Here is a 13,014-nt window from a genome sequence, read left to right on the forward strand (position 1 = left end):
CGCAGCCGTCGAGGAGGCGACCGGGGAATCCTCGGTGAACGCCATCGGGTATTGCGTCGGCGGTACGCTTCTGGCCGCGACCTTGGCCTATATGGCGGCGACCGGCGACGACCGAATCAAGACGGCTACCTTCTTCACTACCCAGGTCGACTTCAAGCAAGCCGGCGACCTGAAGGTTTTCTCGGACGAGGATCAGATCCGCGCCATCGAGCGTGAGATGGCGCAGCGCGGCTATCTCGACAGCAGCAAGATGGCGACGATCTTCAACCTGCTTCGCTCCAATGATCTGATCTGGCCGTATATCGTCAATGTCTACATGAAGGGTCAGGAGCCGCTGCCGTTCGACCTCCTGTACTGGAATTCCGACTCCACCCGTATGCCGGCGGCGAACCACAGCTTCTATCTCCGCCACTGCTATCTGCAGAACGATCTCTCCGAAGGGCGGATGGAATTCGGAGGGACGAAGCTCGACCTCTCGAAGGTGAAGGTCCCCATTTATCACCTCGCGGCCCGCGAGGATCACATTGCACCGCCCCGGTCCGTCTTCGTCGGGTCGCGATGCTTCGGCGGCCCGGTGAAATTCGTCCTAGCGGGATCCGGACACATCGCCGGAGTCGTCAATCCGCCGGCGAAAGGCCGCTATCAGCACTGGACGGATGGTTCGCCGGAAGGATCGCTCGAGCAGTGGATCGAAACCGCGAAGGAGCATCCCGGATCCTGGTGGCCCGACTGGCAGGCCTGGATCGAGGCGCAGGACAGTGAGCGCGTTCCGGCCCGGCGAATCGGAAGCGCGAAACTCAAGCCGATCGAGGATGCGCCGGGCCGCTACGTCCGGGCGCCCTGACATCCCGGCGCTCTTCCTAGAGCAAGACTCCAGGAGAGCGCGAGCTTGGCTGCCGCCGCTGCGTCAGGTCTCTTCTGCCGAACCGTTCGAGCGCTTCTTGCGGATTTTTCCGGCTGGCCCGCCCGTGCCACGCCGGCGGCCGGACTTCTCCCAGGTCAGGATCGGCTCCGAACCATCCTCGTCGCTGACCGTCGCGTCCTGAGTGTCCCGGAAGGTGATGCGAATCACGGGCAGCACGCTCTCGTCGCCCTGCTGCTTCCGCTCGAACTGTAGGAGGTCGTAATAGGCGCAGCGACGGGTGGGCGGATATCCGCGGCAAACCTCGGGGCGCGCCTCATAGATCGTGCATCCACGCGTCTTCTGATCAAGAAACGTGCAGGTCTCCTCGAAGAGACTGTCGGGGACGCGTTTCAGCACGCGCTCTCCGTCATGCTCCCGGGTATAGCGCCGCTCGGCTACCTCCTCGCTGACGCCGAAATGGCGCGCGAGGCGCCTGATATCCCTCCGGTTGACCTTGACGCGCTCGTAGATCGAGCAACAGAAAGCCGGGCACTTGCTGCAATTGAACAAGGCGCGGGGCTGCTCATCCTTGATGACCCGTTCCGCCATGCCACTTCCTCGAAATTCTACCTGCTCGCAACGAGCGGGTTCATGCGAATGTCTGCCTCATACGGGACATTCAAATCGGCTGGCCCGCAGCCGGGCGGAGGTCACCAGCCGCTGGTCTGGAACGAGTAGGAGACGCTGGCGCCGAACGTGAACTGGTTCTCCGACCCGAAGCGCGTCACGATCGGGCTGTCCGCAGCGTCCCCGACGAGCCGGGCATACGACACCGAGACCGTCGTTGACCAAGCCGGAGACCAATCGTAGCTCAGTGCCGTCGAGACGCCAACCGAGTACAGTCCCCCTGAAGGTTTGTAGGGCGGCACCAGTCCGTTGATGGCGGCTTCAAAGGGACGGACGCCGAAGTAGGTCTCCGTGAAGTCGGCGTCGCCGAGGCTCAGCCGAGGCCCGGCTGCAAGAGTCCACGGGCCGATGCGCGACACGATATCAAGGCCGAGATCACCGACGAAGCCGTGATACCCGTGCACCCCATGACGCAGCTCGCCGCGCAGGCGGATCATGTCCAGGGGCCACCACTCCAGAAACACTCCGGGCTCCACCGCCCATTGCACGTCTTTGAAACCGAAGAGGCGGGGGTCGGTCTCGAGATATCGGCCGCCCCGGAAACGCCCTGCAATGCCAAAGCGGATCGCAGACGTATCGTAGAGCGGGAGGCTAAAGCCATCGTCTGGGGAGCTGAAACGTTTAGGCTCGCCCACACGGCGGAGGCTGAACGACGGGAAGACGATTGCGCTGAATTCATCGGAACCGGGGAAGGAGGGCCCGATCTTGCCGTTAGCCGTCGCGGTCACGATCCAGCCCGACGAGGCGACCGGCTGCGGCGAGAACAGCAGATCCGCCGCCTGAACCGTAGCCGGGAGGAGCATTCCGGCAACAAGTGCCGGGGCGAGGAGGCGGAAGCGTGAAGACATACTTTTCCCTAGAGCAATTTCTCGATGAAGGGGATCCGTCAAATCCGAAAAGGTTCGGTAAACGCGAGCCGTGGCAGAAACCTCACACTGTCGCATCCGAGCGCGGCGAAGCGACGGCCTCACGCGAGGGGCGCAGCTCCATTGCACAGATGAAGCGCGGGCTTTTCCTGCATCTCATCCTGAAGGGGCGGCGAGATCCCGCTCTCATGGGCCGGGCTCAGGCCGCCGTCCTGAGCTCCGCGATTTCGCTGAGCACCCGGCGTCCGCCATTCTCCACTTTCACAAGAGCGGCCGTGATGTCGGAGCCCGCATGGCAGGCCTGTTCGAGCTCGCGGCAGGCTTCGGACAGCTCATGGAATCCCAGTTGGCCGGCGGTGGAAATCAATGCGTGAGCGTCTTTCGCCAGACTGTCCCGGTCGGCGGCCGAAGGGCCGTTCACCTTGGCGCTGCAGCGGGCGATCTGTTGAGCCAGCCGGTCCAGGAGGCGGATCATTCCTTCGCGTCCGATGGCCTGCAGGACCTCTCCATAGACCTCCCGGTCCAGCGACAGGCTCTGGGGCCGGCCGGCGGGGAGCCACTGCCGGATGGTGGCGAGCAGTTCCTCCCGCTTGAACGGCTTGCCGATATGGGCATTCATCCCGGCCGCCAGAAAGCTTGCGACCTGTTCCCGGTAGACGTTCGCCGTCATGGCGATGATCGGAATGTCCCTCAGCGGCGGATCGAGAGCCCGGATCAGGCGGGTGGCAGTGACGCCGTCGACGACCGGCATCTGGATGTCCATGAGGACGAGGTCGTATCGGCCAGTCTTCACGGCCTCCAGAGCGGCGGCGCCGTCGGCGACGATATCGACAGCGAGCCCGGCGCTTTCGAGCACGGCGCGCGCGATCTCCTGATTGATCTCCACGTCCTCGGCGAGCAGCAGACGGGCTGGTCCGATCTCACCGATGGGCTCTTCCGGCGCCGGAGCGGTCGCCGGGAGGACCTCGGCACAGGCCGGGAGGGGCAGGGAGAACCAGAAAGTCGATCCCTTGCCTTCCTCGCTCGAGAAGCCGATCTCTCCACCCATGAGCTCCACCAGGGAGCGCGAGATCGCGAGGCCGAGGCCCGTGCCGCCGAACTTGCGCGTGGCCGACGCATCGACCTGACTGAACCGCTGAAAGAGGCGGTCGCGCTTCTCCGTGGGAATGCCGATCCCGGTATCCTCGATCGAGAAGTGGATCCGTCCCTCGTCCTCCTGGTAATCCACGGTCAGGCTGACGGAGCCGCGGTGCGTGAACTTGATCGCGTTGTTGAGCAGATTCAGCAGGATCTGACGGAGCCGTGGCTCGTCGCCGACCACGAGCCGGGGCAAGGGCAAGCGCCGCACGACTCTCAGGTCGAGATCTTTGCTCGCGGCGAGCTCGCGGCTGATCGCGCAGCAAGTCTCGATCAACTCATCCAGATTGAAAGGCTGGCAATCGATCTCGACCGCACCGGCCTCGATCTTCGAGAAGTCGAGCACGTCGTTCACGACCGTCAGAAGGGCAGTGCCAGAGGTTCGGATGCCTTCTACGGATCGTCTAATGTCGCGCGACAAGTCCCTGCGATTCAGGATCAGGTCCGTGAAGCCCATGATGCCGTGCAGGGGCGTGCGGATCTCATGGCTCATGACGGCCAGGAACTCGGTCTTCGCGCGACTGCCGCTCTCCGCAAGAGCCTGCGCGGCCTCGGCCTCCTTCCGGGTGCGCACGAGTGTCTGGTTCTGTCGTTGCAGAGAGAACAGCAGAACGAGGCCGCTCAGGACCAGCAGGAATGTGAGACCCGAATAGGTCCAGTGCAGGCGAATCAGTTCCTGGTAGTCGGCGTAAACCTTCTCACCGCCGCTGTGGTTGGCCGCAGAGGCCAGCGCGGCCGCCAGTGTCGTGATCTCCTGCACGATCGCGAAGGCCTGCTCGGCATTTCCGGGCATCTCGATGTCGGCGACGAGCGGCGTTATAGCCTCTGTCGCCTGTTTCATCTTCTCCATGACTTCGGCATGCTCAGGCTTCTCTTCCCTGAAGCGCGTGAAGGACGCGCTGTCGAGGAGGTCGATCCGGCTCAGGAACAGCTCAAAGCGAAGCCTGACGTCTTCGGCGCTCGCGAGCCCCTCATGGACCGCGAAGGCAGCAACGACCTGGCCGAAACGGGCGAGCTCGACCGTGGTCTGCGCGGCCGTCCACGACAGGTCGTAACGGGAGGCCTTGCTCAGGGTATCCTGCCGACGGTCGATGAGGACAGACAGGTAAAGAGCCGCGAGCGCGAACAGGAGCGCGACGCCGGCGAGGACGTGTCGGATGTTGATTTTCATCGCACGGCGCACGAAAAACCCAGCCTTCCAACTTGCCTCAGGCGACAAAGCCTCTTTCCGCCTTCACGGAAAAAATCCCCAACCGGATCCGCTTGGCCTGGAAACGGTCTGGTATCCCATTTCTTTCAGGGCACGAACCCGAACCCGAGAATCGGGCCATGGCGCGTACCCTCTCGCGAGACCGGGCGCTAGGGCTGCACCTCGATCCGTTTTACCTGCCAGGCAGATCGCGCATAGTACAATTGCTGCTTCAATTCGGCATCGCTGTCGTAAGGGTAGATCACGAAGAGCGGGCCCTTGTCGCGGATCGACATGTACTTCCCGTCCCGCTTCATGGCCAGAATGACACCGTGCCGCGCGAAGTCGTCCATCGGGATCGTGACGGAATAGTCGTTCAGGGCCACGACGCGGACCGAACTGCCGTTGGCCTCGACGCTGCGGAGGAGCTTGGCAATCGACGGGCCCTCGAATGTCACCGTACCCTTGTGCCAGGGCGTCGTCGTGACGATCTTCTCCATGCCGATCGCCTCCAGCATCGCCCTGTCGAAAACTGCGGCTCCCGGCCTGTTCGTGACGCCGATCTGGCCGGTAATCTCGAGGATCGGGTCGCCCTTTGGCTGGGCGAGAGCAAGCGCCGCCACCGGCGCGAGAATCAGAGTCCAGAGCGCAAGGACGCGAATGAGCAAGGGGGTGTTTCTCATGTTTGTTTCTGTTGGATTGCCTTAGTCCTCGGCGCGGGTCGAGCCTCACTGGGATTGCGGCGGAGGTTAGTGTATAGGGCTTTCGCCGGTCCGATTAACCAATCCGTAACCTTATATTTTCACACCGTTTCGGCGGGCGTTAAAGACTGGTAAATATGTCTCTGGGTCAGGGTAGGGGAAGTCGATAAATGAAGACTTACTGCGAATTCACCTTCGAAGCGGCGCATTCGGTGCCGCCATATTCGAGGCTTCACGGCCATACCTTCGTGGTTAAACTTACCTTTGGGGGCGATCTCGACGAGACGTACGGCTGGCCGGTCAATCTCTACGAAGTCGAGAACTTCATCAGCGAGTTGAAAGGTGATCATCATCGGCCGGGCCTCGACCATTCGAACCTGGACGAGAATCCTGACATCGGGGTGGCCTCTCTCGAGAATATCAGCATGTATCTCTGGGGAGTGTTCAAGGATCGCTTCCCCGGGCTCGACGAGGTCGAGCTGAAGCGGGGCTTCCCGGGCAGTACGGAGGGTTGCATCTATCGCGGCGAGCGACACGCCTCCGCGGCCATCGACCTCGCGGCGTGACATCAGAGGTAGGGGCCATGAATGCCGTGACACTCGTCGCCGGGCGCGCCCGCCCGCCGGCCGAGCCATCGCGCCCGAGCCGGGCCGAAGCTGAATCCGCCGTCAGGACTCTCCTCGCCTTCATCGGTGAGGATCCGGATCGCGAGGGACTCCGGGACACGCCCAAGCGGGTCGTCAAGGCCTATGCCGAACTCTTCGCGGGCTATGAGCAGGACCCTGAGGAGGTGCTCGATCGAGTCTTTTCCGAGGTCGAAGGTTACCGGGATCTCGTCCTGGTCAAGGACATCCCGTTCCACTCCCATTGCGAGCACCACATGGTGCCGTTCGTCGGAAAGGCGCATATCGCCTACTACCCGAAGGGCGGGGTCGTGGGCCTGTCGAAGCTTGCGCGTCTCGTCGACCTCTACGGGCGGCGGCTGCAGACACAGGAGACGATGACGGCGCAGATCTGTACGGCGCTCGAGAGGAGTCTCGACCCGCGAGGCATCGCGGTTCTCGTCGAGGCCGAGCATATGTGCATGTCGATGCGCGGGGTCTTCAAGCAGGGGGCGTCGACGATCACCACCGAGTATCGCGGTATCTTCCGGGACGACCCGACCGAACAGGCCAAGTTCCTCTCGCTTGTCGGTGTCGGCCGAAGCTCGATCCGGTGTGCCTGACGAGCCGGCGGCCAATCCAGCCGCCGCGCCCGGGCCGTCGAATCCGGAGTGCGCGGGAGAGGACGGATGCCCGCAATGGGCACTCATCCGGTGATCGGATGCGTTCCGGATATCGACCTTGTGGTGCACCAGCCGCCTCAAGCCCGCATCAGCGTTCGCACATGGGCGGCCACGGAGCGGGCGAGGGCGTCGAGGTCGTAGCCGCCTTCCAGCAGAGAGACGATCTTCCCGCCCGTGTGGCGGTCGGCAATGCCCAGGAGCTCCTGGGTGATCCAGACGAAATCCGCCACGTCGAGGCGAATATGGGCGAGCGGATCGGCCCTATGCGCATCGAAGCCGGCGGAAACGATCAGAAGATCGGGTCGGAAATTGTCGATTGCCGGCAGAATGGTGCCGGCCCAGGCTTCGCGGAACTCCTCTGAGGTGGTTCCGGGCTGCAGCATGACGTTAACGACGTTCCCTGCGACCCCGCGTTCGGTCGGGAAGCCTGTTCCGGGATAAAGCGGATACTGGTGCGACGACCCGTAGAAGTAGTCCGGGTCCTTCTCGAGGCAGGCCTGTGTGCCCTGCCCGTGGTGAACGTCGAAGTCGGCAATCGCGATCCGCTTCACATTCCAGTGGGCCCGCGCGTGGGCCGCCGCGATGGCGGCATTGCTGAACAGGCAGAAGCCCCCGGGCGTCGAAGGTTCCGCGTGATGCCCTGGAGGACGCGTGGCTGCGAAAGCCGCGCGCGCCCAGCCTTCCATGACTGCATCGACCGCCATTACGGCGGCTCCGGCCGCACGGAGGGCTGCCTCCGCGCTCCCGTCGCTCACGACGGTCGAAGGGTCCAGGTCGATGAGCTTGCCAGGGCCGGGTTTGATCGAGAGGATCTCGTTCACATAGGAGGCGGGATGAACCCGGGTCAGCTGCTCCATCGTGGCTTCCGGAGCCTGCTCCCGGATCAGACCCGAAAACGCCTCATCCTCGAGCGCATGCAGGACGGCCCGGAGCCGCTCCGGGCGCTCGGGATGTCCGTCGCCCGTCAAATGATCCAGACATGCGAGGTGGGTAATAACGGCAGTTCGCAAGGGCATCTCGACCTCGTCGTTCAATTACATGCTGCGCTAGGGCGGTACGGCAAGGCTTCCGCCCGTTATCGGAGCAGGGCAATGCCGCGCTCCGTTCGCCGGGCAAGGCGGCGAGCCGCGGCGTGAAGAGCTCCCGGCCCGCAGGTCGGAGCAGGAGCTGCTCTTCGCGTAGTCGTATGTCTCATGCAGCCGGCTGAGTTCCTGCTCGTTCATCTCGACTCGATGGATTGAGGGCCGGAGCTGTCGAGGATGATGCAGGCCTGCCGCCGAGCCTCGGACAGGCACGATTTGCTGCAATCTTCCATGCTCCCCGGTTTGACGCAACGTCGGGCTTGGTTCCGCGTCCGGGCAGAGGCATGTCGAACGGTGCTCCGGCACGGGCGTGAGCTCGGTCCGATCGGAGGAGATCGGGGCATCGTTCGCGTCCGCACAACTCCGGAACGGCGGAAAACCTCATCACCTCCGACCGCCGGATTGTGCTATGGCTCGGGTCTCAGCTGCTGGTCACGGCCTCTCGAAGAGCACACATCCATGACGTCTCCCCGCTCCATCCGCCTTCACCCCGAAGACAATGTCGCCGTCGCGATCGATCAGATCGCGCAAGGCGACACCACGGCCGGCTTGACGGCCCGCGAACGGATCCTGCGGGGCCACAAGATGGCACTGGTCCCGATCCCGGAGGGACAGCCGATCCGCAAGTTCGGCCAGATCATCGGCTTCGCGACGCGCCACATCGCACCCGGAGAATGGGTGCACGAGCACAATGTCGGGCTCCACGAATTCGACCGGGACTACCGATTCTGTGAGGATGCGCGCGAGGATGATCTTCTGCCCGACGCGAGCCGCGCTACCTTCGAGGGCTACAGGCGACCGAGCGGACGGACGGGAACGCGCAACTATCTCGGCATCCTGACCAGCGTGAACTGCTCGGCCTCGGTCGCGCGCTTCGCAGCGACCGCTATCGAGCGCTCGGGCATTCTCGCCAATCATCCGGAGGTCGACGGAGTGGTTCCAATCGTGCACGGCACCGGTTGCGGCCATGCCGCTTATGGGGAGGGCTTCGAGGTCCTGCGCCGCACGCAGTGGGGCTATGCCAGCCATCCGAACTTCGCGGGCGTGGTCATGGTCGGGCTTGGCTGCGAGGTCTTCCAGATCGGCCGCATGAAGAAGGAATACGGCCTCGAGGAGACCGACACGTTCCGGACCCTGACCATCCAGGAAACCGGTGGAACAAAGAAGACCGTTGCTGCGATCGAGGCCGTGATTCGGGACATGCTGCCGATCGCATCCCGCGCCCGGCGCGAGACCCGCCCCGCCAGCGAGCTCGTCCTGGCGCTGCAATGCGGCGGTTCCGACGGCTATTCCGGTCTGACCGCAAATCCGGCGCTCGGCGCTGCCGCCGATCTCCTGGTGCGCCATGGCGGGACTGCGATCCTGTCCGAGACACCCGAGATCTACGGCGCGGAGCATCTCCTGACCCGGCGAGCCGCCACCCGGGAGATCGGCGAGAAGCTCGTCTCGCGGATCCGTTGGTGGGAGGATTACACCTCCCGCAACGGTGGCGAGATGAACAACAATCCCTCGCCCGGCAATAAGGCCGGCGGCTTGACGACGATCCTGGAGAAATCCCTCGGGGCAGCGGCAAAAGGCGGCCAGTCGACGCTGCGCGCCGTCTACGAATATGCCGAGCTCGTCCGCGAGCACGGCTTCGTCTACATGGATACGCCCGGCTACGACCCGGTGGCTGCGACCGGGCAGGTCGCGGGGGGAGCGAATCTCATCGCCTTCACGACCGGCCGCGGCTCGGCCTTCGGTTGCAAGCCGGCCCCCTCCCTGAAGCTCGCCACGAATTCCGAGATCTATCGCCGCATGATCGACGACATGGACATCGATTGCGGCGACATTCTCGAAGGCGCGTCCATCGAGGAGAAGGGTCGCCAGATCTTCGAGCGCCTCCTCGCCGTTGCGTCGGGCGAGAAGACCAAATCGGAGGAGCTTGGCTACGGCGACCTCGAGTTCGTTCCCTGGCAGATCGGCGCAGTGATGTAGGTAGCGCAGTGAGGCGCTGTGCTTTCAAGGTCGCGCTGCTACTCTCACCCGGCTGCTACGCCGCCTCACCTCTCCCCTGGAGGGAGAGGTCGCGCACGAAGTGAGCGGGTGAGGGGGGAACCTCCGCGCTATCATGTTGAGCGAATGGAAGTCTTACATATTCGAGTTTGCGCCGTCACCTCGGTTGACAGCGCAGCGGGTGTCCTATTGACGTAACGGCGCATGGCAACGGGCGCCGCTCGGTTTCGGGCTGCCGAGGAGCACAGGACAGAGCGTTGCACTCCCTCGATGATCTTCCTCACATCGTCGCCTACAGCGAACATGTCGGGGAGGCACTCTTTGCTGTCGATCGGGAGTGGCGCGTCCGCGCTGCGAATCGGCTGGCGCTGCATTTCGCGCATCTCACGGCCGAGCGCGCGCTCGGCCGCCTCTACTGGGATATCGTTCCGCCGCGCGGCCCGATCACGCAAACGCTCCGCGACGCGATGGCGAATGGCACGCCGATCAAGTTCGAATTCGAGTCGGAGTTTCGTCCCGAGAGCATTCTATGCGGTGTCGCAATCCCGCTTCGGGACGGACTCATCGTCTCGTTCAGGGATGTGACACAGGAGCGGAACCTCGCAAGGTCGAACGAGGAGCGCCTCCGCACCATTGCGAACAACATCCCGAACGGAATGGTCTATCAGATGGCGCGCGCGGCGGACGGTTCGGTGCGCTTCACCTATGTGAGTCAGGCCATCGAGCGTTTGCACGGCCTGAATGCCGAAGCGGTCCTGGCGAATCCGGAACTGCTCGACTCGCAAGTCCTGGATGAATATCGGCCTCAACTCGACGCTTTGCGGTTGTCGGCCGATCGCATGACGGAGGTCTCGACGGAGATCCCCATGCGCGTGCCTTCCGGAGAGGTCCGCTGGTTTCAGCGGGCCTCTGCCTGCCGGCGCCTTCCCGACGGAACGACAATCTGGGATGGTGTCGAAATCGATATTACCGATCACCGGAGAGCAGAAGCGGCCCTTCGGGACAGCGAGACGCGGCTGAAGCTTGCCCTCGAAGCCGCGCGGATGGCCGTCTTCGAATGGAATTCCGCAACGCAGGACATCACTCCTTCGCCCCAACTCAACCGGCTGCTCGGTTTCCCACCGGATTACGAACTGACCGAGAAGGAAGCGCGATCCCTCCACTTGCCGTCCGAAGACGATCGGCTTTCCGAGATTGCACGGGCGGCCTTGCAGAATGGCGAGCGCCAGTTCGAACTCGAGTATCAGGCGCTCGGGCCGGGAGGCCAGCCACGCTGGTTCGCGTTGCGCGCGCAGTTCGAGAATCCGAGCGATGGTATGCCGGAGCGTGTGATCGGCGTGCTTCTCGATATTACGACGCGCCGGCGTGCGGAGGAGGCGCTGCGTGAGCGCGAGGCCGGCCTGTGGAATGCCCTCGAGGCTGCCTCGCTCGCGACGTTCGAGGTCGACAAGCGCACGCGCGCCGTCCGATCATCACCACGGCTTGCCGAGATCTACAATTATCCACCGGATCGACCGCTGACCCTGGAGGATCTGCGGGCGCGCTGCCATCCCGAGGATCGATCCCTGATCGCGGAGCAGATCGCGCGCGCTGGAGATTCCGGACAGCAGCGTTTCGAACTGGAGTTCCGGCTCCTCCTGCTGGATGGGACGGTACGGTGGGTCAACGGCCGTGGGGAGTGGATTCGGGATGAAGATGGCATCGTAATCGGATCCCGCGGCGTCGTCCTCGATATCAGCCAACGAAAGCATGCAGAAGAGCGGCAGACTCTTCTCATCCACGAGCTGAACCACCGCGTAAAGAATACCCTCATGACGGTACAGTCGCTCGTCAGTCAGACCCTTCGCAATGCGAAAGGGCCCGGCTCTGCGCGTGAGGACATCGAAGCGCGCCTTCTGGCCTTGTCGCGCGCTCATGACGTCCTGACGCGCGAGAGCTGGGAAGGGGCCGATCTTGCCGACATCGTGGCCCAAGCGATCGGCCCCTATCGGGAAAGGAACCGGTCGCGCTTTTCGATCTCCGGGCCGCCCATTCGGCTCAAGCCTCAGGCAGCGCTGGCGCTTGCCATGGCGCTCCAGGAACTCGCGACGAATGCAGTGAAATACGGCGCGCTCTCCAATGAAGCAGGGGCGGTCTCCGTGTCATGGTCGGTCGGTGGCCGACCCGAGGAGCCTCGTCTGCTACTCGACTGGACGGAATCCGGAGGTCCGCCCGTAATCCCGCCGGCCCGGCGTGGCTTCGGATCGCGACTCATCGAACGCAGTCTCGCACAGCAGCTCGATGCCAACGTCTCGATGCGCTTTCCGACGAGCGGCCTGACCTGCACGATCGACGCACCGCTGTAACAGGCGATCAGGGCTGCGAGGTCGGCGGCTCGCCATGAGCCGCACCGAGGCCGGTCGCCGCGAGCGTGGACCAGACCGCCTCCGCATCATCCGCATAGCTGAACAGGTTCAGGTCCTCTCGGTTGATCACCGCAGCGTCGACGAGCTTCTCGAACTTAATGACCGAGTCCCAGTAGTCGCGCTCGAAGAGCACGACCGGAATCTGCGGCGCCTTTCCGGTCAGGCGCAGATTCAGGATCTCGAAGAGCTCATCGAAGGTTCCGAAGCCGCCGGGGAAAACCACGAGAGCGTTCGCTCGCATGGCGAGATGCATCTTTCGCATGGCGAAGTAGTGAAACCGGAAGGTCAGTTCCGGCGTCGCATAGGCGTTCGGTTCCTGCTCGTGCGGGAGCGTGATGTTGAAACCGATCGAGGGAGCACCCGCATCCGAGGCTCCCCGGTTGGCCGCTTCCATGAGGCCAGGGCCGCCGCCCGTCGCGATGACATTGTCGCGCTGACCGTCGGCCATGGTGAGCGCGCCGCCTCGTTCCGAAGCGATGCGGCCGAAATGCCGGGCCTCGCGATACCAATGCGCATGCCGGCCGGGACCATTCTCGTGAATCCGGGCGGAGCCGAATACCACGATGGTCGAACGGATTCCCCAAGTGCGGAGCGTCTCCTCCGCTTTCGCATATTCGAGCAGGAACCGGACACCGCGCATCGAATCACCGAGCAGGAAGTCCTGGTCGAGCGCCGGCAGGCGATAGGACGGCGAGGCGAGATGGGCCGAGTTATCCGAGACCATGGTGCTTTGCCGTTGGTCCTGTTGGGGCGAGCCGGGGGCAGGGTAGGGAGCGCGCTTTGCTCCAGGCTGTCTTTGATAAGGCACACGCCCGCAGCTTCA

Annotated in this window: 11 protein-coding genes; 5 read left to right on the forward strand and 6 right to left on the reverse strand. The window is 63.7% G+C overall.

The genetic code is table 11. The annotated features are described in order from the left end of the window. Positions 1-844 (forward strand): alpha/beta fold hydrolase (locus BN1233_RS49475; protein WP_046862522.1); only part of this gene is annotated, 844 nt, incomplete at its 5' end. 63 nt (positions 845-907) lie between these two features. On the opposite strand, the gene BN1233_RS03285 is transcribed toward BN1233_RS49475, so the two are convergent. From BN1233_RS03285 to BN1233_RS03300, 4 genes are all read right to left on the reverse strand, one after another. Beyond that, positions 908-1,453 (reverse strand): YkgJ family cysteine cluster protein, encoded by a 546-nt coding sequence (locus BN1233_RS03285; protein ID WP_063776678.1) that lies wholly within the window; start codon positions 1,451-1,453, stop codon positions 908-910. Between the two features lie 101 nt (positions 1,454-1,554). Continuing rightward, positions 1,555-2,379, reverse strand: a complete 825-nt coding sequence (locus BN1233_RS03290; protein ID WP_046861986.1) for a MipA/OmpV family protein — start codon at positions 2,377-2,379, stop codon at positions 1,555-1,557. Positions 2,380-2,596: 217 nt separating this feature from the next. Beyond that, positions 2,597-4,705 (reverse strand): ATP-binding protein, encoded by a 2,109-nt coding sequence (locus BN1233_RS03295; RefSeq protein ID WP_052763684.1) that lies wholly within the window; start codon positions 4,703-4,705, stop codon positions 2,597-2,599. 188 nt (positions 4,706-4,893) lie between these two features. Further along, positions 4,894-5,406, reverse strand: a complete 513-nt coding sequence (locus BN1233_RS03300) for a putative pterin-binding protein (RefSeq protein WP_046861987.1) — start codon at positions 5,404-5,406, stop codon at positions 4,894-4,896. A gap of 188 nt (positions 5,407-5,594) precedes the next feature. Here BN1233_RS03300 and BN1233_RS03305 point away from each other — a divergent pair, with 188 nt between their 5' ends. Then, a complete protein-coding gene (locus BN1233_RS03305) occupies positions 5,595-5,990 on the forward strand; it encodes a 6-carboxytetrahydropterin synthase (protein WP_046861988.1) in 396 nt (131 codons plus the stop codon). 17 nt (positions 5,991-6,007) lie between these two features. Further along, on the forward strand, positions 6,008-6,649 hold the full coding sequence (folE, locus tag BN1233_RS03310; RefSeq protein ID WP_046861989.1) for a GTP cyclohydrolase I FolE: 642 nt from the start codon (positions 6,008-6,010) through the stop codon (positions 6,647-6,649). A 137-nt stretch (positions 6,650-6,786) separates the two neighbouring features. Here folE and BN1233_RS03315 read toward each other — a convergent pair whose 3' ends face one another. Beyond that, complete coding sequence (locus BN1233_RS03315; RefSeq protein ID WP_046862442.1) at positions 6,787-7,725, reverse strand: arginase family protein; 939 nt, start codon at positions 7,723-7,725, stop codon at positions 6,787-6,789. 525 nt (positions 7,726-8,250) lie between these two features. Between BN1233_RS03315 and BN1233_RS03320 the strand changes: the two genes are divergently transcribed. Next, on the forward strand, positions 8,251-9,768 hold the full coding sequence (locus BN1233_RS03320; RefSeq protein ID WP_046861990.1) for a UxaA family hydrolase: 1,518 nt from the start codon (positions 8,251-8,253) through the stop codon (positions 9,766-9,768). A gap of 275 nt (positions 9,769-10,043) precedes the next feature. Further along, on the forward strand, positions 10,044-12,131 hold the full coding sequence (locus tag BN1233_RS03325; protein ID WP_048708826.1) for a PAS domain-containing sensor histidine kinase: 2,088 nt from the start codon (positions 10,044-10,046) through the stop codon (positions 12,129-12,131). A gap of 7 nt (positions 12,132-12,138) precedes the next feature. Here BN1233_RS03325 and BN1233_RS03330 read toward each other — a convergent pair whose 3' ends face one another. Further along, on the reverse strand, positions 12,139-12,915 hold the full coding sequence (locus BN1233_RS03330; RefSeq protein ID WP_046861991.1) for an LOG family protein: 777 nt from the start codon (positions 12,913-12,915) through the stop codon (positions 12,139-12,141). Between the last annotated feature and the right edge of the window lie 99 nt (positions 12,916-13,014).

It is taken from the genome of Microvirga massiliensis (assembly GCF_001006805.1).
Taxonomy (GTDB): domain Bacteria; phylum Pseudomonadota; class Alphaproteobacteria; order Rhizobiales; family Beijerinckiaceae; genus Microvirga; species Microvirga massiliensis.

What these genes read in the sequence shown, in the direction of transcription:
- BN1233_RS03285 (WP_063776678.1), bottom strand. Translation starts at nt 1,453, where the DNA reads ATGGCGGAACGGGTCATCAAGGATGAGCAGCCCCGCGCCTTGTTCAAT.
- BN1233_RS03290 (WP_046861986.1), bottom strand. Translation starts at nt 2,379, where the DNA reads ATGTCTTCACGCTTCCGCCTCCTCGCCCCGGCACTTGTTGCCGGAATG.
- BN1233_RS03295 (WP_052763684.1), bottom strand. Translation starts at nt 4,705, where the DNA reads ATGAAAATCAACATCCGACACGTCCTCGCCGGCGTCGCGCTCCTGTTC.
- BN1233_RS03300 (WP_046861987.1), bottom strand. Translation starts at nt 5,406, where the DNA reads ATGAGAAACACCCCCTTGCTCATTCGCGTCCTTGCGCTCTGGACTCTG.
- BN1233_RS03305 (WP_046861988.1), top strand. Translation starts at nt 5,595, where the DNA reads ATGAAGACTTACTGCGAATTCACCTTCGAAGCGGCGCATTCGGTGCCG.
- folE (WP_046861989.1), top strand. Translation starts at nt 6,008, where the DNA reads ATGAATGCCGTGACACTCGTCGCCGGGCGCGCCCGCCCGCCGGCCGAG.
- BN1233_RS03315 (WP_046862442.1), bottom strand. Translation starts at nt 7,725, where the DNA reads ATGCCCTTGCGAACTGCCGTTATTACCCACCTCGCATGTCTGGATCAT.
- BN1233_RS03320 (WP_046861990.1), top strand. Translation starts at nt 8,251, where the DNA reads ATGACGTCTCCCCGCTCCATCCGCCTTCACCCCGAAGACAATGTCGCC.
- BN1233_RS03330 (WP_046861991.1), bottom strand. Translation starts at nt 12,915, where the DNA reads ATGGTCTCGGATAACTCGGCCCATCTCGCCTCGCCGTCCTATCGCCTG.